This is a genomic window from Streptomyces sp. NPDC051913 (genome assembly GCF_044593635.1).
GTDB lineage: Bacteria > Actinomycetota > Actinomycetes > Streptomycetales > Streptomycetaceae > Streptomyces.
This window is the reverse complement of sequence record NZ_JBIUCI010000027.1, coordinates 45,234-63,559: the sequence shown is the minus strand read 5'-3', so window position 1 is coordinate 63,559 and position 18,326 is coordinate 45,234. Positions and strand designations below refer to the sequence as shown.

Below are 18,326 nucleotides of genomic sequence, written 5' to 3'. Positions count from 1 at the left end.
CTGATCGGGTCTCGCTGAGCGGGAGCCCCGACCCCAACTCCCCCATTGAGGCTACTCTTTTATTCGACGGAAGGAGACCCCATGGGTCGAGTGCAGGACAAGGTCGTCTTCATCACCGGGGCCGCGCGCGGCCAGGGCCGGGCCCAGGCGATCCGGCTCGCCACCGAGGGAGCTGACATCATCGCCGTGGATCTGTGCGCGGACATCGCCACCAACGGCTACCCTCTGGCCACCGAGGCGGACCTGGAGGAGACCGTTCGGCAGGTCGAGAAGCTCGGCCGGCGCATCGTGGCCTGCACAGCCGACGTGCGGGACCCGGCAGCGCTCAAGGCCGCCGTGGCCGACGGCGTGGCCGAACTGGGGCGCCTCGACGCGGTCGTCGCCCAGGCCGGCATCTGCCCGCTGGGGCCCGGGCAGAGCGCGCAGGCCTTCCTCGACGCCGTCACCGTCGACTTCAACGGAGTGGTCCACGCCGTCGACGCCGCCCTGCCCCATCTGCCCGACGGTGCCTCGATCGTCGCGACCGGATCGATCGCCGGACTGATACCGGCGACCGTCGACAACCCGGCCAACGGGCCCGGCGGGCTGGGCTATTCGTTCGCCAAGCGCCAGGTCGCGGCGTTCGTGCACGACCTGGCGACCGTGCTCGCGTCCCGGCAGATCCGGGTCAACGCCCTGCACCCGACCAACGTCAACACGGACATGCTCAACAGCGACCTCATGTACCGGTCCTTCCGGCCCGACCTGGAGAACCCCACCCGCGAGGACGCGTTGCCCTCCTTCCCCGCGACGACCGGGTTCGGCGTCCCCTACGTCGAGCCGGAGAACATCGCCGACATGGTGCTCTTCCTGGTGTCGGACGAGTCGAAGTACGTCACCGGGATGCAGATGCGGGTGGACGCCGGCGGCTACGTCAAGCGGCGCCCACAACTACCCACGTTCTGAGCGGAGTTCATGACCCGCTCGTCATGTCGATGACCACCTTGCCGGTGGTGCGGCGTTCCGCCACGTCGGTCAGCGCGGCGGCCACCTCGGCGAGCGGGTGGACCCGGGAGACGAGCGGGCGCATCCCGTCCCGGACCATCCGGGCGAGCGCCCGGTCGCCTGCGGCCACCGTGTCCGGTGCGTACCGGCGCAGCATGCGGATCTCGAAGCCCCGTACGACGGCGTCCTTGAGCAGCACCAGGTTGAGCGGGATCCGGGGGATCGTCCCGTCGGCGTACCCCACGGTCACGAACCGGCCGCCCCGTCGCAACCCGCGCAGGGCGGCCTCGGCGTGGTCGCCGCCCACGGGGTCCACCACGAGGTGGGCGCCCTCACCGGCGGTCAGCTCGCGGATCCGGGTCTTCAGCTCCTCGTGGACGTAGTCGATCCCGGCCTCCGCGCCCAGCTTGCGGGCGACCGCGAGCCGTTCCCGGCTGGACGCCGCGGCCACGACGCGCATCCCGAGCCGGTTCGCGATGTCGACGGCCGCGCTGCCGACCCCGCCGGCGGCCCCGAGGACCACCGCCCACTCCCCCGCCGTGCCGCGGCCGACGGTGACCAGGGAGTGGTAGGCGGTCGCGTACGTGACGTGGAACGCGGCGGCGTGGACCATGTCGAGGCCCTCGGGGACGGGCCGCAGCCCCTCGACGGGTACGACGACCTGCTCGGCGAACGCGCCCGTCAGGACCGCGCCGGCCACCGGCGCGCCGACCGCGGGGCTCGTCACGCCGGGGCCGGCGGCGGCGACGACCCCGGCGAACTCGCTGCCGGGGGTGAACGGCAGGGGTGGGGTGATCTGGTAGCGGTTCGCGACGAGCAGGACGTCGGGGAAGTTGACCGCGGCGGCGTGCACGCGGACCAGGACTTCGCCGGGGCCGGGTTCGGGCACGTCGAGGTCGACGACCCGCAGCCCGTGCGGTGGTCCGTACCGCGTGCAGCGTGCGGCTCTCATCGCGCCCTTCCGATGGTCGGCGTCTCCGGGTCCCGGGGCAGGCCCAGGACCTGCTCGGCGATGGTGTTGCGCTGGATCTCCGCCGTACCCGCGCCGATCGTCGAGGCTCGGGTGCGCAGGAAGCCCCAGACCCAGCGGCCGTGCTGGACGGCGTGCGGGTCGCGGCGGCCCAGGAGACCGTACGGGCCCAGCAACTCCACCGCGAACTCGTGGAGTTCCTGCTCGAAGGTGACGATGAAGAGCCGGGACGTGGAGGAGGCGGGGCCCGGTTCGCCCTTGGCCATGATGTCGGCGATGGTCCGCATTCCGGTGAGCCGCATGATGGTCACCCGGATCTCGAGGTCTGCCAGCCGGTCGCGGATCAGGGGGTCGGCGGTGGCACCGCGTTCGTGGGCGAGGGCGATCAGCTCGTCGAGCACCCGCCGGTACCGGGCCGCCTGGTTCATCGCCCCGGCGGCGCGTTCATGGCCGAGGCTGGTGCGGACCAGGGGCCAGCCGCCGTTCTCCTCGCCGATCCGGTCGGCGACCGGCACCCGGACGCCGTCGAAGAAGATCTCGCAGAAGTGCGCGTCCCCGGTCAGGTCACGCAGCGGACGCACGGTCACGCCGGGGGCGTGGGCGTCGATCAGCAGGTAACTGATGCCGTCCTGGCGGGAGTCGGGCGGTCCGGTGCGTACGAGCGTGAAGAGGATGTCGGCGAGGTCGGCGGAGCTGTTCCACACCTTCTGCCCGGTGACCACGTACTCCGCGCCGTCGCGGCGTGCCGTCGTCCGCAGCGCGGGGAGATCCGAGCCCGCCTCCGGCTCGGAGTAGCCCTGCGCCCAGACCGTGTCGCCGCGCAGCATGGGGCGCAGGTAGCGGTCCTTCTGCTCGCTGGTGCCGTACCTGATGAGGGTCGGCGCGGCGATGCCGAGGCCGGTGCCCAGGGGGCCGGGGACCCGGGCTCGGGCGTACTCCTCCTGGTAGATGACCTGGCGGGCGAAGGAGAGGTCCATGCCGCCGTACGCGCGCGGCCAGCCCGGCCCGGCGTATCCGGCGTCGTACAGCGCGGCCAGCCACTTCTTGTGCCATGCCAGGCGTTCGGCGGGATCCTTGGGGCGGCGGCCGGGGTGCTGTTCCGTCAGGAAGGCACGTAGGCGGGCGCGGAACTGCTCGTCGGTCTCCACCGCTGTCATCGCGGGGCCATGCGGATGGCGCCGTCGAGGCGGATCGTCTGGCCGTTGAGGTAGGGGTTCTCCAGGGCCTCCACGGCGAGGCGGGCGAAGTCGTCGGGGTCGCCGAGGCGCTTGGGGTGGGGCACGGTCGCCGCGAGGCCGTCGCGGATGTCCTCGCGCAGCCGGCCCAGCATGGGGGTGTCCATGACGCCCGGGGCGATGGTGTTCACGCGGATCTGCCAGCTGGCGAGGTCACGGGCGGCAACGAGGGTCAGACCGTGCACGCCGGCCTTGGCCGCGGTGTAGGAGGTCTGGCCGATCTGGCCGTCGAAGGCGGCGACCGAGGCGGTCAGGACAATGGCCCCGCGGTCGCCGTCGACGACGTCGTTGCCCGAGAGCCGGGCGGCTGCCAGACGCAGCACGTTGTAGGTGCCGATCAGATTGACCCGTACGACCTCGGCGAAGGTGTCGAGTCCGCCGGGGGTGCGGTCGCGATCGATGATGCGGGTGCGGTCGCCGCCGCGCCCGGCGCAGTGCACGACACAGCGCAGCGGGCCGAGCTGCCGCGCGGCGTCGAGGGCTGCCGTGACCGAGACCTCGTCGGTGACGTCGGCGCGGACGAAACGGGCGGCCTCACCCAGGTCGGCGACCGCCTTGGCGCCCTGCTCCTCGGAGATGTCGGCGAGGACGACACGGCCGCCGCGGTCGATGAGGCGGCGTGCGGTGGCCAGGCCGAGGCCGGAGGCGCCCCCGGTGACCAGGGCCGCCGATCCTTCGATGTTCACATCAGGCTCCTCACAGTCCCAGGGACTTGCTGATGATGGTCTTCAGGACTTCGCTGGTGCCGCCGTAGATGCGGGTGGCCCGGGCGTCGGCGTACAGCCGGGCGATCGGGGATTCGAGGATGTAGCCGTATCCACCGTGCAGTTGCAGACAGCGGTCGATCACACGGCCCTGTGTCTCGGTGCAGAACAGCTTGGTCCTGGCCGCGTCGGCCGGCGTCAGCTCGCCGGCGACCAGCGCCGTGACCGCCGCGTCCAGGAGGGTCTGGGCGGCCTCCGACTCGGCTGACATGGCGGCGAGTTCGAACTTCGTGTTCTGGAAGTGGGCGACCGGCCTGCCGAACACGGTCCGGTCGCGGACGTAGGTGAGCGTCATCTCGATCGCGGCGCGGGCCTGGGCGACGGCACCGACGGCGATGGCCAGCCTTTCCTGGGCCAGGTTGCGGCCGAGGAGGGTGAAGGCGGCGCCTTCCTCACCGAGGAGGTTGGCGACGGGGACGCGGACATCGGCGAAGGTCAGTTCCACGGTGTCCTGGACGGCGAGGCCGATCTTCTCCAGCTTGCGCCCCACGGTGAAGCCCGGCATGCCCTTCTCCACCACCAGCAGGGACAGTCCGGCGCGCCGGTCGTCGGGGTCGGTGGCGGTGCGGGCCACGACGATCACCAGGTCCGCGTGGTGGCCGCCGGTGATGAAGGTCTTGGCGCCGTTGAGCACGTAGTGCTGGCCGTCGCGGACCGCCCGGGTCGTGACGCCCGCGAGGTCGGAGCCGGTGTCCGGTTCGCTCATCGCGATGGCGGTGTACAGGTCGCCCGAGGCCAGCCCTGGGAACCAGCGGGCGCGTTGGCCGGCGTTCGCGAGGCCCGTGAAGTACGGGACGACGATGTCGAGATGGGTCCGCAGACCGCCGAGGGTCACGCCCGCGCGGGCGCACTCCTCCTGGAGGACGACGTTGAAGCGGTAGTCGTCCTGGCCGCCCCCGCCGTACTCCTCGGGGACGGCCGTGCCGATGATGCCCAGCTCGCCCAGTGCGGTGAACAGGTCACGGGGGACGAGTCCGGCGCGTCGCCAGTCCTCGTACACCGGGAGCACTTCGCGGGCGATGAAGTCGCGGACCAGGCGGCGGAAGTCCTCGTGGTCCTGCTCGAACAGGGTCCGGCGCATCGAATCTCCTTCGATCGGACCCTATTGAGTATACGTAATTAGTTTCCCCGGTCCAGAGAATCGGACCTGCGGTCAGTGCCACCAGGGAATGAGTGCATCCAAATGCCGTCGCATCCGGTGCCGTGCCACCCCTGTGTCGCCCTGCACGATCGCGTCGAGGATGCGCTGATGGACGTGCTGGACCTCGTCGGCCACCCGGTCCCCGGGCAGCGGCCGGTCATGGCCGGACGCGTGCCGGCGGAACAGCTCGGTGATGATGGCGAGGAACAGTGACAGCACGGGATTGTTCGCCAGGTCCGCCAGTTCGGAGTGGAACAGGTCCGCCTTGCGCGCATCGTCCGCCGGGCCCTCGGTGGCCCAGCGGACCGCCTTCGCGAGACGCTCGACGACCTTGGGGTCGCCCGCCGCCTGCCGGGCCGTCACCCTGGCGACGACGCCGAGTTCGATGGCGTTGCGGACGATCCGCAGGTCGTCGGCGGTGACGCCCTGGTACTCCAGGAAGAGCGCCATCGTGTCGATGCTGGCCTGCGCCTCGGGCTCGGTGACGACCAGGCCGCCACCGGGACCGCGGCGCATCCGGGCCACCGAGTGGTACTCCAGCAGCCGTACGGCTTCCCGGAGCACGGCCCGGGAGATCTCGTACCGGGCCAGCAGGTCCGCTTCCGAGCCGAGGACCATGCCGGTCTGCCAGCCCCGGGCGGCGATGTCATCGTGGATCCGGGCGGCCACCACCTCGGCGAGCTTGGCCCGCGGCCCCTCGACCAGTTCCGGCTCGACCACGTGTCCGGAGATCCGCTGTGCGCCGCGGCGCACCCGGTGCTTCACGATCCAGGCGGCCACCGACTCCAGATGGGCGGTGAGTTCGGACTGCGCGCGCGCTCCGTCGTCCGCGACGACCGCGTCGACCACGGCGCGGTGTTCGCGTTGCGAGACCTCCTTGGCGGCGTGCATCTCCGCCTTGGAGATACGACGGGAGGTGTGCGCGTACCGGGCGGTGAGGCGGGTGAGTACGTCGATGAACAGGTGCAGCACCGGGTTGCCCGACAGCCGGCCGAGCACCGGGTGCAGCGGGTCCTGGGAGTGCACCGACGGGTCGTCGTGGTGGGCGAGTTCGGAGTCGAGGGTGGCCCGGAGCGTGGCGATGCCCTCCTCGGTGATCCGCTCGGCGGCCAGGCCCGCGGCGATCGGTTCGAGGAGTTGGCGGGCCTGGAGCAGGTCGGTGACGCTGGTGCCGACATACTCGAGGTAGATGACCATGGCCCGGGTCGCCGGTCCCGCGTCGGGGGCGCAGACGATCAGGCCGCCCCCCGGGCCGCGGCGCATGCGGGCGACCTGATGGTGCTCGACGAGCCGTACCGCCTCGCGCAACACCGCGCGGCTGACCCCGAGTTGCTCCCGCAGGTCCACCTCGGAGCCCAGCGACTCACCGACCGGCCAGCCCCGGCGGATCACGGACGCCTCGATACGCCGCGCGGTCTGTGCGGCGAGCTTGCCCACGGGGACGCCGGTCTCGCCGTCGGCGGGCTCGCGGTCGACGGCAGTCGCCATGGCCAACTCCTCTGCGGGGACATTTCGGATCCCCAGTCTATTCACCACGGATGCCAGGCACTGACAGACGGGCCAGCGCCGGGTTTAAAGTATACTCATTTTCGGGCAGCGGCCGCAGAGCGAGCCGCTTGACCACAAGGAGCGTCTGTCATGCGCCTGGAGTCCATGCCCGAGCTGGAGGCGTTCCGGAGGAAGGTGCGGGCCTTCGTCGCGGAACACGCACCCGGCGTCAAGCGCCACTCCGGTGTCCGCGCGCCCGAGGCGGCACTGATGCCGGCGATCCGGGAGTGGACCGCCAAGCTGTACGAGGCGGGCCTGCTCGGCATCGACTGGCCCGCCGAGTACGGCGGCCGGCCCGACGCCCATCCGCTCGAACCGTCCGTCGTCGCGGAGGAGATCGCCCGCGCCCGCACCTGGCCGCCGATCGGCGCGGCGTCGTTGGCCTCGGCGGCCCTGGTCGAGTTCGGAACCGATGAGCAGCGGGCACGTTTCCTGCCCCGCGTCCGCTCGTGCGAGGACGTGTGGTGCCAGCTCTTCAGCGAACCGGAGGCGGGCAGCGATCTGGCGGCGCTGCGTACGCGGGCGATCCGCGCGGGCGAGGGCGACGACGCGGTGTACGTCGTCGACGGCCAGAAGGTGTGGACGACCAACGGCCAGCACGCCGACATGGGCTATCTGCTCGCCCGCACCGACGGCGACGCCCCCAAGCACAAGGGCATCACGGCCTTCGCGCTGGACATGCGCAGCCCGGGGGTCGAGGTGCGGCCGCTGCGCGAGATCACCGGGACCACCGACTTCAACGAGGTCTTCCTCGACGGCGTGCGCATCCCGGTCGCGAACGTGATCGGCCCGGTGAACGGCGGCTGGCGGGTCGCGATGAGCAGCCTCGGCCGTGAGCGTTCCGGTGTGGCCGCGCGGGGTGCCGAACTGTCCGCCGTACTGGACGACCTGGTGGCGCTCACGGCGCGGACGCCGGTCGACGGGCGGCCCGCGCTGGACGACTCCGCCACCCGGCAGGCGGTGGGCGAGCTGGCCGCGCGGGTACAGGTGAACGCCGCGATGATCGCCCTTGCTCAGTCGCGGATGATCCACGGGACGGAGCAGCCCGTCGACGCGCTGCTCGGCAAGATCTTCTTCAGCGAGCTCAACCACGACCTGGTGGACCTCGGCCTGCGGTTGCAGGCCACGGACGGGCTGCTCGCCGAGGGCGACCCGGGGGTGTGGGCCGACGGCTGGTGGCAGGACGCCCACCTGTACGCGCGGGCCTACACGATCGCCGGCGGGGCCAACGAGGTCCTGCGGACGCAGGTGGCCGAGCGGGGGCTCGGGTTGCCTCGCGAGCCGCGCTGATCCTCGCCCGCCCGGACGGGGCATGCCCTACGCGAGTTATTGATTGTACCGACCGGTCGTCGTAATCTTCGCGGCAGCTACGAGAAGGCGAGGAAGCCATGGCCGAGAACGTGTCCGCAGCCGCCGGGGAACTCCCGGAGTTCCCCTCCCCCCGGTCGAGCCGGTGCCCGTTCGCGCCACCACCGGGACTGCTCGAACTGCATGACGACGGCAAGCCTGTCCGCCGGGCCAGGACCTGGGACGGCACCACCCCGTGGCTCGTCACCTCGCACGCCGCCCAGCGCCAACTGCTGACCGACCCAAGGCTCAGCGCCAACATCGGCGCACCCGGCTACCCGCACACCACGGAGGCCATGAAGGCGCACGCGGCCCAGATGCAGCCGTCGATCAACAACACCGACGGGGCCGAGCACACGCGGTGGCGGCGGATGCTCACCAACTCCTTCACCCGACACCGTATGGAGAAGCTCCGCCCGGAGATCCAGCGGATCACCGACGACCTGCTCGACAAGATGCTGGCCGGCCCCAACCCGGTCGACCTCAACGAGGCGCTCTCCCTGCCCCTGCCGTCGCTGATGATCTGCGCGCTGCTCGGCGTGCCCTACACGGACCACGACTTCTTCCAGGAGCACGCCGGCGTCACCAACGCGCGGTTCAAGACGCCCGAGGAAGCCGCCCGGTCGACGGCGGATCTGCGCGCCTACATCACCGGCCTGATCGAGGCCAAGACGGCCGATCCCGGCGAGGACGTCCTGTCCGACCTCGGTGCCAAGGTCGCGGAGGGCGAGCTCGCCATGCCGGACGCGGCGGCGCTCGGCCACATCCTGCTGGTCGCCGGGCACGACACCAGCGCCAACATGATCACCCTGGGCACCGCGCTGCTGTTGCAGAACCCCGGCCAGCTGGCAGACCTGCGGGAGCACGCGGACGACCCGAAGTACGTGACGAAGGCCGTCGAGGAACTGCTGCGCTATCTCACCATCCCGCATCTGCTGGCCCGGCGGGCGGTGCTGGACGACATCGAGATCGAGGGGGAGGTCATCCGCGCGGGCGAGGGCGTCATCGCCTCGCTGCCGGCCGCCAACTGGGACCCGCAGGCGTTCCCCGAGCCCGAGAAGCTGGATCTCACCCGCAGCGCGGCACACCACCACGCCTTCGGCTGGGGCCCGCACCAGTGCGTCGGACAGCAGCTGGCCCGCATCGAACTGCACGTCGTGTACAGCACGCTGTTCCGCAGGATCCCGACCCTGCGGCTCGCCGTCGACGTATCGGAACTGAAGTTCAAGGAGGACTCCCAGGCGTACGGCATCTACGAGCTGCCCGTCGCCTGGTAGCGGCCCTCCCCCCAGCCTGCGCGGCGGCCTACTCCGCCCTCCGCAGCAGCATCGCCCCCGACGGCACTCCCCCGCCCGCGGTGGCCACGGCCACCCGGGCGTCGGTCACCTGACGGCCGTGCGCCGCGCCGCGCAGTTGCAGGACGGCCTCGCGGACGAAGCCGTAGCCGTGCAGGCGGCCGGCCGAGAGCTGGCCGCCGTGCGGATTCAGCGGGAGGTCGCCGTCCAGGGCGATGGTCTTGCCCCCGGCGATGAAGTCGGTCGCCTCCCCCGGTCCGCAGAAGCCGAGGCCCTCGATCCAGGACAGGGCGTTGAAGGTGAACCCGTCGTAGAGCAGGGCGACATCGACGTCCGAGGGTGTGAGGTCGGTGCGGGTCCACAGATGCGCGGAGGGGCCCAGCGACTGCGGCGTGTGGGTCAGGGTGTCCTGGTCCCAGCTCAGCCGCTCCCCCACCGCCGTGCCGACGGCCTCGACGAGGACGGGCGGGCTCGGACGGTCGTACGCCGTCTCGATCGCGGAGACGACGACGGCCACCGCTCCGTCGCAGGGGACGTCACAGTCGTACAGGCCGAACGGGGTGGTGATCATCCGGGCGGCGAAGTAGTCGTCGAGCGTCAGCGGATCGCGGTGCAGGGCCTCGGGATTGCGTGCCGCACCCGCCCGCGCGGTGACGGCGATCGCACCGAGGGCCTCACGCCCGACACCGTAACGGTGCAGGTAGTGAGATGCGTTGCAGCCGATCCACTGAGCCGCGGACATGGCGCCGAAGGGCGCGCGGAACTCGAACATGCCGGTGGCCCGGCCGCCGGACGGCTCCCAGCGGCCGGAGCGGAGCAGGGCGCTGTGTGAGGACTCCCAGACCGTGCGGAAGCACAGCACGTGCCGGCACAGCCCGGCGGCGACCGCGAGCATGCCCGCGGTGACCGAGCCGATCTGGCCGGGCACCTCGGACGCGCCGTTGACCCAGGTGGGCCGTAGCTGAAGGGCCTCGGTCAGCGCGGTGACGCCGCCCTCGCTCATGCCGTCGGGCCGGGGCCCCGGGTAGGTGGAGAGCCCGTCGATCTCGTCCAGGGTGAGCCCGGCGTCCTCGACCGCCGCGAGACAGGCGTCGACGGTGAGCGAGAGCGGATCGATCATGAGCCGTCTGCCGACACGGGACTGGCCCACCCCGGTCAGCGCGACCCGGTCCTCGTACTTCCGCGGGGAGGCCTTGGGCCGGGCCCGGACCGCGCGCGGCTCCGGCAGGGGTCCCTCGGCGGTGTCCGGGTCGGGTTCGAAGAGCGGGAGGTGGATGTCCTCCTCCAGCCGCTCGAACCGCACCCGGACGCGCATGCCGACGTGCACCTCGTCAGGGCCGCAGCCCACGATGTTGGTGGTCAGCCGCGCCCGGTCGTCCTCGGCCAGGGCGACCACGGCGACGACGTACGGCGGCGGGAACCGCGGCAGCCAGGTCTGGTGGTTCACGCTGAAGCCGACCACGACCGCCTTGCCGGACACGGGGGCGAGGGCCACGGCCCGGCCGCGGCACGAGGGGCACACGGGCAGGGGTGGGTGAAAGTGGCGGTCGCAGTCCGCGCAATGGGAGATCCTGAGCACCCCGTCGGCGCCCGATCCCCAGAACTCGGCACTGGCCAGGGTGGGTTGGGGGCGGGGCCGGGTCATGACACCAGCTCGACGAGCGTGGCGTTGGCGGTGCCGCCGCCCTCGCACATGGTCTGGAGGCCGTAGCGCACGTTCTCGCTCCGCATCCGGGCGAGCATCCGGGTCATCAGGATGGCGCCGGAACCGCCGAGCGGGTGGCCGACCCCGATGGCCCCGCCCAGCGGGTTGAGCCGCTCGGGGTCCGCGCCGGTCTCGGCCAGCCAGGCCAGCGGAACCGGGGCGAAGGCCTCATTGACCTCGTACACGCCGATGTCCGCCAGGGGCACACCGGAGCGGCGCAGCACCTTCTCGGTCGCGGGGATCGGGCCGAGCAGCATGGTGATCGGGTCCGCACCGCTGACCGCGCCGGTGTGATAGCGGGCGATCGGGGTGAGGCCCAGTTCGCGGGCCCGCTCCGAGGTGGTGACGAGCAGCGCGGCCGCTCCGTCGGAGATCTGGGAGGAGTTCCCGGCGTGGATGACACCGTCCTGTCTGAACGACGGTGTGAGACCGGCCAGCGTCTCGACCGAGGTCCCCCGCCGCAACCCCTCGTCCACCGTGAACTTGGTGCCGTCGACCTCGATCGGCACGATGTGGTCGTCGAAGACGCCGGCGTCGATCGCCGCGGCGGCCTTCGCGTGCGAGGCGGCGGCGAACTCGTCGAGACGGGCCCGGGTGAGACCCCAGCGCTCGGCGATGAGTTCGGCCCCGATCCCCTGGCTGAACTCGGCGCCGTCGTAGCGGGCCACGGCGGCGGGCCCGTACGGCTGTCCCGTGGTCCGGTGCGAGCCGAGCGGCACCCGGCTCATGGTCTCGACCCCGCCCGCGACGACGAGGTCGTACTGACCCGACATCACGGCGTGCGCGGCCTGGTCGACCGCCTGCTGGCTGGAGCCGCAGGCCCGGTTGACGGTGACCGCCGGGACATGTTCGGGCCAGCCGGCCGCGAGCACGGCGAACCGGCCGACGTTGCTGGACTGGTCGCCGATCTGGGTGACACAGCCCCAGACGACGTCGTCCACCGTGCCCGGGTCGATGCCGGTGCGCTCGACGAGCGCCTTGAGGACCTCGGCCGACAGATCCGCCGCGTGCACCGACGCCAACGTTCCGTTCCGCTTGCCGATCGGGGTGCGTACGGCGTCGACGATGACCGCGTCTCGCATGTCAACTCCTTGGTGTGTCAGGTCGGTCGGGCAACCGCACGCCCCAGTCCCGGGACACGGCCCGGATGTCGGCACCGACGGGCGGGGCCACGCGGCCCGGGCGGGTGGGCGTGGCCGAGAAGCGGGGCGCGGCAGCGGGCTGGACCACCCCGTCGCGGGTGAACAGGCTTCTCCGTGCCGCCAGATGGGAGTGCAGCGCGGCCTCGGTGAGGCTGAGTACGGGCGCCACGCAGGCGTCGGTGCCCTCGAAGAGCTCCGCCCACTCGTCGCGGGTGCGCTCGGCGAAGCGTCGCGCGAGCAGCGCCCGCAGCTCCGGCCAGGTCGAGCGGTCGTGCTGCCGGTCCGGATCCACGTCCAGCTCCAGCAGTTCGAGCAGGGTGCGGTAGAACGTGCGCTCCAGCGCGCCGACGGCCACATGCCGGCCGTCCTTGGTCTCGTAGACCGCGTAGAAGGGCCAGCCGCCGTCGAAGCGGTTGACGCCCCGTTCGTCGCTCCACTCGTCGCGTGCGAGCTTGGCGTAGGTGCTGGCGAGGAGGTGGGCGGTGCCGTCGACGATGGCCGCGTCGACGACCTGTCCCTGTCCGGTGCGGGCGGCGGCATGCAGGGCGGCCAGCACGCCAATGACGAGATAACAGCCGCCGCCTCCGAAGTCACCGACGAGGTTCAGCGGGATCTGCGGCGGACCTTCGGGACCGCCGATGGCACCGAGCGCGCCGGTGAGCGCGATGTAGGTGATGTCGTGCCCGGCCGCGGCCGCGAGAGGTCCGTCCTGGCCCCAGCCGGTCATCCGGCCGTAGGCCAGGCGGGGGTTGCGGGCCAGACAGGCGTGCGGTCCGATGCCCAGGCGTTCGGTGACGCCGGGGCGGAACCCCTCGATCAACACGTCGGCCCGCTCGACGAGTCGGAGCAGCGCTGCGGTCGCGGCCGGGTCCTTCAGGTCGAGGACGACCGACCGCTTGCCTCTGTTGAGGAGGTCCGCCGGTCCGCCCGCGTCCGGTTCGTCCGCCCGTCCGGGCCGATCCACCCGGACGACGTCCGCACCGAGGTCGGCCAGGAGCATCCCGGCGAACGGCCCCGGTCCGATGCCGCCGAGTTCGACCACGCGGACGCCGTTGAGAGGCCCCGTCACGGCGTCAGCGTCCCTTCCAGACCGGCGCCCGCTTCTCCGCGAAGGCCGCCGCGCCCTCCCGGGCGTCCTGCGACCGGAACACCGGCTCGGCGATGTCGAACTGCCTGCCCCACGCCTCGTCCAGGGTCCAGTCGGCGGTGGAGCGGGCGATCTCCTTGGTCGCGGCGACCGCCAGAGGCCCGTTCGCCGCGATGGTCCGGGCGAGTTCCAGCGCGCCCCCGAGCGCGCCGCCCTCCTCGGTGAGCCGGTTGACCAAGCCGTGCACGGCTGCTCGTTCGGCATCGATGGGTTCGCCGGTCAGCAGCAGTTCCAGGGCGATGGCGTACGGGACACGGCGCGGCAGGTGGAGGGCGGCGCCCGCGCGGGCGACCAGCGAGCGCTTCACCTCGGGCACGCCGAGCCGTGCCGTGCGCGAGGCGACGACGAGATCGCAGGCCAGCAGGAGTTCGAACCCGCCGGCCAGCGCCCATCCCTCGACCGCGGCGATCAGCGGCTTGCGCGGCGGGGTCATGGTGATTCCGCACAGACCGCGGCCCTCGATGCCCGGCGTCTCGCCGCGCAGCCAGGCCTTGAGGTCCATCCCCGCCGAGAACGTGCCACCGGCCCCGGTCAGGACCCCCGCCCGTAGTTCGTCCGACTCGTCGAGCTCGTCCACCGCTGCCATCACTCCGGCGGCCACCGACGCGTCCAGCGCGTTCCTCACCTTAGGCCGGTTGATCGTGATGACCTGGACCGCGCCGTGGCGTTCCACCAGTACGTCGTCCGACATGTGTGCCTCCTGCGTTCTCAGTTGACGGCGAACCGGGACAGTTCGTGGGCGACCATGCCGTCCAGGTCCGCGGCGGGAGGCCGGGGCAGCTCGACGGCGCGCTCGCGGGTCGGCAGCAGGACGACCGCCATGCCGGGCGTGGTGATCTCACCGCGCTGGTTCTCGCAGCGCACCTCGACGTATACCTCGGCCCGTCCGTCCAACTGCCGTTTGTCGACGACCGTGCCGCGCACCCAGGTGGTGTCGCCGACGTAGTTGAACCTGCGGTGCTCGCAGCGCAGTTTCCACAGCCAGCCGTCGTCGCCCATCCAGTCCGTGAGCAGATGGCACAGCCAGGTCTCGCGCATACCCCCGTAGTCGTAGGGTCCGGGCAGCCCCAACTCCCGTGCCCGCTCGGGCTCCCAGTGCAGTCGCTGCACGGTGTCGGGGATGTTCAACGCGTTCGGCGGGTAGAGGCCGGGCGCCTTGCGTCGGACCTTCGCGGCGATCCCGAACACACCGGGCGGGGTGAGCTGCATGCCCCAGCCCAGATGCCAGACGACCACGTCCGTGGTGGTCAACGGCCCCTTCACCCGGGATTGGAGTTCCTCGCCGATCTCGACGTCCTCCCAGTGGCGGGGGGCGGCGCCGCGCCGGGTCTCGGCGGCGTACGCCGCGTCGATATCGGCCAGTTCGTCAGGGCTGTAGGGCCCTTGGACGAGGCGTTCCTTGGCCCGCTTCTTCGAGGTGTGCCGCTCGGCGTTGATCCAGGTGCCGCGTCTGAGGGCGTGCAGCTCGCCGTGTCCGTCGGTGTAGAGGTAGTCGCGGACGACATGGGCGGTGCGGCCGCCGAAGCGGCTGGGCTTGAGATCGACGCCCACCTGAGTCTGCAACACCCGGCAGCGGTCGCCGAGTCGAAGCGGGCGCCACCACTCGAACTCCATCACCGCCTGGTAGGACCCCAGCCCGGCGAAGGGGTCGCCCTTGAGCAGCGCCCTGGTGTCGGCGTCCGGCGCCGGGGCGGCGTCCTCACCCATCGTGTACAGGAAGGTGGGCGGCGCGATCAGCGTCCCCCAGCGGGTCGCGGCCGCGTGCGCCGGTTCGCAGTACAGGGGGTTGTCGTCGCCGTAGCCGTAGGCGAAGTGGCGTACGCCGTCCCAGGTCACCTCGTAGTTGTGCGGGGGGTTGCGCTGGGGCTCGGGAACGCCGAGGCGGCGGCGGGAACGCTCCACGGCCTCGTCCGTCAGCAGGCCGAACTGCTCGGCGGTGGTCAACTGCGTGCCTCCTGTGCGATCCGGGTGCGCACGAGCTCCAGCAGCTCCACTCGGCTGACCTTGCTCGAAGGGGTGCGGGGCAGTGCGTCGACGACGATGATGTGGGCCGGGACCTCGTACGGCGTGAGCCGTGCCCGGCAGTGGGCGACGAGTTCGCCGGGGTGCGGGGCGGGGCGGCGCGGCTCGGCCTCGACCGCCGCGACCGGCACCTCGCCCAGCCTCGTGTCCGCGAGTCCGGCCACGGCGGCCTCTCGCACGGCGGGGTGCGTCTCCAGCACGCCTTTGACGATGTCCGGTTGCACCTTGAAGCCGCCGCGGATGATGGCGTCGTCCGCTCGTCCCTCGATCCAGACGAACCGGTCCGCGTCGATGCGGGCGAGATCACTGGTTCGTGTCCAGTCCCCGCCGCCCCGGGTGCTCTGCTCGCTACGGACCTCCAGCCGTCCCGTCCTGCCGACGGGCAGCTCGGCCCCGTCCTCGCCGGTCACCCGCAACTCGACGCCCTCGAAGGCCCGTCCGGCGCTGCCCGCCTTCCGCCGCCACCACCGCTCGTGCAGCGGAAGCGTCCAGCCGACCACGGCTCCGGCGAACTCCGTGGCCCCATAGGTCATCAGAACCGGAATGCCGTACGCCCGCGAGAACCCCTCCGCGAGCTCGGCGGGGCAGGGCGCGGTACCGGAGGTCACGACCCGCAGACTCGCCAGCCGCTCCTTGGGCACACCGGCGTCGAGCACCGCGCGCAGGGCCGCGGGGACCAGGCTCGCCGCCCGCAGCTGGTGCCGCTCCACGGCGCTCACCCACGGTTCGACGGCGAACTTGGGCATCAGGAGCATGCGGCGGCCCGTCGCCAGACAGGCGAGCGCGCGCCACAGGCCGCCGATGTGCACGAGCGGCGCGGCCACGAGCGCCGCCGACCGCGACAGCAGCCGCTCCGCCTTCGGGATCTGGCCGCCGGAGACGAGGGCCTGGTCGAGTTGGCTGATGCGCAGCGGGACACGCTTCGGGGGTCCGGTGGTGCCGGAGGTGAGCATCTCCAGGGCGACGCCGGGGGCGGCCGGGGCCGCCTCGGCGGGTGCCTTGCCGCCCGCGGGTCGCAGAGTGCCGTCGGTGCCCAGTTCCAGGGCAGCACCGTGAGCGGTGACCGCCCCCGCCACGCCCTCGCGGGCGAGCGGTTCGGCTCCGGCGACGACGACGGGCAGTGCGCAGCCCGCGATGTCCGCGGCGAGCCGAGCAGCTGGCTGCAACGGGCTCAGCATGACCAGACAACGTCCGGAGGCGATCACGGCGGCGACCGTGGCGACATGCTCGGGCCGGTTCTCGAGGACGACGCCGACGCGGGCGCCGGTCTTCAGACCCGCCGTGTCCAGAGCCTCGGTGACGTGCTGGGCGGTCCGCTGGACCTGCCCCCAGGTCCACCACTGCCCCTCGTGCTCGATCGCCTCCGCGTCGGCGGCCGCTTCGGTCAGCAGCCGGGACAGTCGGTCCCCGATTCCCACGTGCTCAGCCCTTCTTCGCCGTGGTCACGGAGATCCCGACCAGGTCGGCCAGCCGTCTCCGGTGTGCCGCCGGGCTTCCGAGGAGCAGCTCGGACGACTTCGCGCGCCTGAGATACAGATGCGCGTCGTGCTCCCAGGTGCAGCCGATGCCGCCGTGCAGCTGGATGTTCTCCTTGGCCGCGTGAGTGAAGGCGTCCGCGCAGTACGCGGCGGCGAGCGCGGCGGACACCGGCAGCTCACCGTTGTCTCCGGCCGCCGCCGACAGGGCGTGGTAGGCCGCCGACCGGGCGCCCTCGACCTTCAGCAGCATGTCGGCGCACTTGTGCTTGACCGCCTGGAACGACCCGATGGGGCGGCCGAACTGCACCCGCACCTTCGCGTACTCCACCGCCGCGTCCAGGCATGCCTGGGCCCCGCCGACCTGTTCGGCGGCCAGCGCGACGACCGCGAGGTCGAGCACGGTGCGCAGATACGCGGTGGCGTCGCCGTCCGCGCCCACGCGCAGCGCCGGAGCCCCGTCGAGGTCGAGGCGTGCCAGCCGTCGCGTCGGATCGAGGGGGTCGAGACGCAGGCGGGTCACGCCGGCCGCGTCACCCTCGACGGCGAACAGCGCGGGTCCGGTGTCGGCGCGGGCCACGACGAGGAGCAGGTCGGCGGTGTGACCGTCGACGACGAACATCTTCGTGCCCGACACCCGCCACCCGGCACCGTCGTGGACGGCCTCGGTCGCCGTGTCCTCGATGTTCCAGGAGCCGCTCTCCTCGGTGAGCGCGAGCGTGCCGGTCAGCGTGCCGGCGGCGATCGACGGCAGCCAGCGGGCCTTGGCCGTGGGGTCGCCGGACGCGACGAGGGCCTGTCCGGCGAGGGCCACGGTGGCGAAGTACGGTGAGGGCAGCAGGGTCCGGCCGAATTCCTCCAGGACGATGCCGAGGTCGACGGGGCCGCCGCCGAAGCCGCCGTACTCCTCGGGCACCGCCAGTCCGTGCAGGCCGAGTTCGTCCGCCATCTGGCGCCAGAGCAGTGGGTCGTGTCCCTGCGCGGACTCCGTCGACCGGCGCACCGCGTCGCTCGGTGCCTTGGCCGCGAGGAAGCGGCGCAGGGTCGCGCGGAGTGCTTCCTGCTCCTTGGTGAACGTCGCGCTCACGCCGGCGCCTTCGCACTCAGGTAGGCGTCGAAGTCGGGGATCCTCGCGCGGTCCACGATCTCGATCCGCAGGCCGCTGGGGGCGAGGTGGTAGGCGAACACCGACGGCGTGCCGTCGATCACCGCGCACGCCTCCAGCGCGAACCCCGCTTCCGTGAGCCGCTTGGACGTGGTGATGAGGTCGTCGCAGAAGTAGCCCAGGTGATGGGTCGCGAGGTGCTCGGTCGCGGTCCAGGGCGTTCCGGGGATCTCCTGCACGAGTTCGAGGTGCGGGGCGTCGAGCGAGTACGCGTAGCGCAGGTCCAGTGTCCGGTCGCCGTCCGCCAGCCGGACCGGGAGCCGGGCGGACATGGTCTCGGTCCAGCTGTGGCCCGCGACCTCGGTCATCCTGGACTTCCAGGCCTCGACGTCCGGGACCACGATCCCGGTGTGGTAGAGATCCGTCGCGCTGAGGGGAGCGGTCAT

Annotated in this window: 16 protein-coding genes; 3 read left to right on the top strand and 13 right to left on the bottom strand. The window is 72.1% G+C overall.

What is annotated here, in order from left to right; all coding sequences use genetic code 11:
- Positions 1-81 precede the first annotated feature (81 nt).
- The gene (locus tag ACIHIX_RS44345; RefSeq protein WP_399966304.1) at positions 82-945 is read left to right on the top strand and encodes a mycofactocin-coupled SDR family oxidoreductase; all 864 of its coding nucleotides are present in this window, start codon (positions 82-84) and stop codon (positions 943-945) included.
- Positions 946-952: 7 nt separating this feature from the next.
- Here the strand turns inward: ACIHIX_RS44345 and ACIHIX_RS44340 are convergent, their stop codons facing one another.
- The 5 genes from ACIHIX_RS44340 to ACIHIX_RS44320 all read right to left on the bottom strand — a co-directional run bounded on the left by ACIHIX_RS44340 (position 953) and on the right by ACIHIX_RS44320 (position 6,582).
- Positions 953-1,936, bottom strand: a complete 984-nt coding sequence (locus ACIHIX_RS44340; RefSeq protein ID WP_399966303.1) for an NADPH:quinone oxidoreductase family protein — start codon at positions 1,934-1,936, stop codon at positions 953-955.
- Positions 1,933-3,111, bottom strand: coding sequence for an acyl-CoA dehydrogenase family protein (locus ACIHIX_RS44335; protein ID WP_399966302.1), 1,179 nt, complete (start codon positions 3,109-3,111; stop codon positions 1,933-1,935). The genes ACIHIX_RS44340 and ACIHIX_RS44335 overlap by 4 nt, the downstream gene beginning before the upstream one ends.
- Positions 3,108-3,875, bottom strand: coding sequence for an SDR family NAD(P)-dependent oxidoreductase (locus ACIHIX_RS44330; RefSeq protein WP_399966301.1), 768 nt, complete (start codon positions 3,873-3,875; stop codon positions 3,108-3,110). The genes ACIHIX_RS44335 and ACIHIX_RS44330 overlap by 4 nt, the downstream gene beginning before the upstream one ends.
- A 10-nt stretch (positions 3,876-3,885) precedes the next feature.
- Positions 3,886-5,034, bottom strand: coding sequence for an acyl-CoA dehydrogenase family protein (locus tag ACIHIX_RS44325; protein WP_399966300.1), 1,149 nt, complete (start codon positions 5,032-5,034; stop codon positions 3,886-3,888).
- A gap of 72 nt (positions 5,035-5,106) precedes the next feature.
- A complete protein-coding gene (locus tag ACIHIX_RS44320; protein WP_399966299.1) occupies positions 5,107-6,582 on the bottom strand; it encodes a FadR/GntR family transcriptional regulator in 1,476 nt (491 codons plus the stop codon).
- A 150-nt stretch (positions 6,583-6,732) separates the two neighbouring features.
- Here ACIHIX_RS44320 and ACIHIX_RS44315 point away from each other — a divergent pair, with 150 nt between their 5' ends.
- Together ACIHIX_RS44315 and ACIHIX_RS44310 are read left to right on the top strand one after the other, a co-directional pair.
- A complete protein-coding gene (locus ACIHIX_RS44315) occupies positions 6,733-7,932 on the top strand; it encodes an acyl-CoA dehydrogenase family protein (RefSeq protein WP_399966298.1) in 1,200 nt (399 codons plus the stop codon).
- Between the two features lie 98 nt (positions 7,933-8,030).
- Positions 8,031-9,266 carry a cytochrome P450 gene (locus ACIHIX_RS44310; protein ID WP_399966297.1) on the top strand — a complete coding sequence of 412 codons (1,236 nt, stop codon included), beginning with the start codon at positions 8,031-8,033 and terminating at the stop codon, positions 9,264-9,266.
- Positions 9,267-9,294: 28 nt separating this feature from the next.
- Here the strand turns inward: ACIHIX_RS44310 and ACIHIX_RS44305 are convergent, their stop codons facing one another.
- The 8 genes from ACIHIX_RS44305 to ACIHIX_RS44270 are packed head-to-tail and all read right to left on the bottom strand — an operon-like array spanning position 9,295 to position 18,326.
- On the bottom strand, positions 9,295-10,929 hold the full coding sequence (locus ACIHIX_RS44305) for a thiolase C-terminal domain-containing protein (RefSeq protein ID WP_399966296.1): 1,635 nt from the start codon (positions 10,927-10,929) through the stop codon (positions 9,295-9,297).
- Positions 10,926-12,071, bottom strand: coding sequence for a thiolase family protein (locus tag ACIHIX_RS44300; protein WP_399966294.1), 1,146 nt, complete (start codon positions 12,069-12,071; stop codon positions 10,926-10,928). Before ACIHIX_RS44300 ends, ACIHIX_RS44305 begins: the two co-directional genes overlap by 4 nt.
- 1 nt (position 12,072) lies before the next feature.
- The gene (locus tag ACIHIX_RS44295) at positions 12,073-13,200 is read right to left on the bottom strand and encodes a CaiB/BaiF CoA transferase family protein (protein WP_399966293.1); all 1,128 of its coding nucleotides are present in this window, start codon (positions 13,198-13,200) and stop codon (positions 12,073-12,075) included.
- A 4-nt stretch (positions 13,201-13,204) separates the two neighbouring features.
- Positions 13,205-13,969 (bottom strand): crotonase/enoyl-CoA hydratase family protein, encoded by a 765-nt coding sequence (locus ACIHIX_RS44290; protein WP_399966292.1) that lies wholly within the window; start codon positions 13,967-13,969, stop codon positions 13,205-13,207.
- Positions 13,970-13,986: 17 nt separating this feature from the next.
- Complete coding sequence (locus ACIHIX_RS44285) at positions 13,987-15,222, bottom strand: MaoC family dehydratase N-terminal domain-containing protein (RefSeq protein ID WP_399966291.1); 1,236 nt, start codon at positions 15,220-15,222, stop codon at positions 13,987-13,989.
- Positions 15,219-16,718 (bottom strand): class I adenylate-forming enzyme family protein, encoded by a 1,500-nt coding sequence (locus tag ACIHIX_RS44280; protein WP_399966290.1) that lies wholly within the window; start codon positions 16,716-16,718, stop codon positions 15,219-15,221. Before ACIHIX_RS44280 ends, ACIHIX_RS44285 begins: the two co-directional genes overlap by 4 nt.
- 4 nt (positions 16,719-16,722) lie before the next feature.
- On the bottom strand, positions 16,723-17,862 hold the full coding sequence (locus tag ACIHIX_RS44275; protein WP_399966289.1) for an acyl-CoA dehydrogenase family protein: 1,140 nt from the start codon (positions 17,860-17,862) through the stop codon (positions 16,723-16,725).
- Positions 17,859-18,326, bottom strand: a complete 468-nt coding sequence (locus ACIHIX_RS44270) for a VOC family protein (RefSeq protein WP_399966288.1) — start codon at positions 18,324-18,326, stop codon at positions 17,859-17,861. The genes ACIHIX_RS44275 and ACIHIX_RS44270 overlap by 4 nt, the downstream gene beginning before the upstream one ends.

What these genes read in the sequence shown, in the direction of transcription:
- ACIHIX_RS44345 (WP_399966304.1), top strand. Translation starts at nt 82, where the DNA reads ATGGGTCGAGTGCAGGACAAGGTCGTCTTCATCACCGGGGCCGCGCGC.
- ACIHIX_RS44340 (WP_399966303.1), bottom strand. Translation starts at nt 1,936, where the DNA reads ATGAGAGCCGCACGCTGCACGCGGTACGGACCACCGCACGGGCTGCGG.
- ACIHIX_RS44335 (WP_399966302.1), bottom strand. Translation starts at nt 3,111, where the DNA reads ATGACAGCGGTGGAGACCGACGAGCAGTTCCGCGCCCGCCTACGTGCC.
- ACIHIX_RS44325 (WP_399966300.1), bottom strand. Translation starts at nt 5,034, where the DNA reads ATGCGCCGGACCCTGTTCGAGCAGGACCACGAGGACTTCCGCCGCCTG.
- ACIHIX_RS44320 (WP_399966299.1), bottom strand. Translation starts at nt 6,582, where the DNA reads ATGGCGACTGCCGTCGACCGCGAGCCCGCCGACGGCGAGACCGGCGTC.
- ACIHIX_RS44315 (WP_399966298.1), top strand. Translation starts at nt 6,733, where the DNA reads ATGCGCCTGGAGTCCATGCCCGAGCTGGAGGCGTTCCGGAGGAAGGTG.
- ACIHIX_RS44310 (WP_399966297.1), top strand. Translation starts at nt 8,031, where the DNA reads ATGGCCGAGAACGTGTCCGCAGCCGCCGGGGAACTCCCGGAGTTCCCC.
- ACIHIX_RS44305 (WP_399966296.1), bottom strand. Translation starts at nt 10,929, where the DNA reads ATGACCCGGCCCCGCCCCCAACCCACCCTGGCCAGTGCCGAGTTCTGG.
- ACIHIX_RS44300 (WP_399966294.1), bottom strand. Translation starts at nt 12,071, where the DNA reads ATGCGAGACGCGGTCATCGTCGACGCCGTACGCACCCCGATCGGCAAG.
- ACIHIX_RS44290 (WP_399966292.1), bottom strand. Translation starts at nt 13,969, where the DNA reads ATGTCGGACGACGTACTGGTGGAACGCCACGGCGCGGTCCAGGTCATC.
- ACIHIX_RS44270 (WP_399966288.1), bottom strand. Translation starts at nt 18,326, where the DNA reads ATGACCGCTCCCCTCAGCGCGACGGATCTCTACCACACCGGGATCGTG.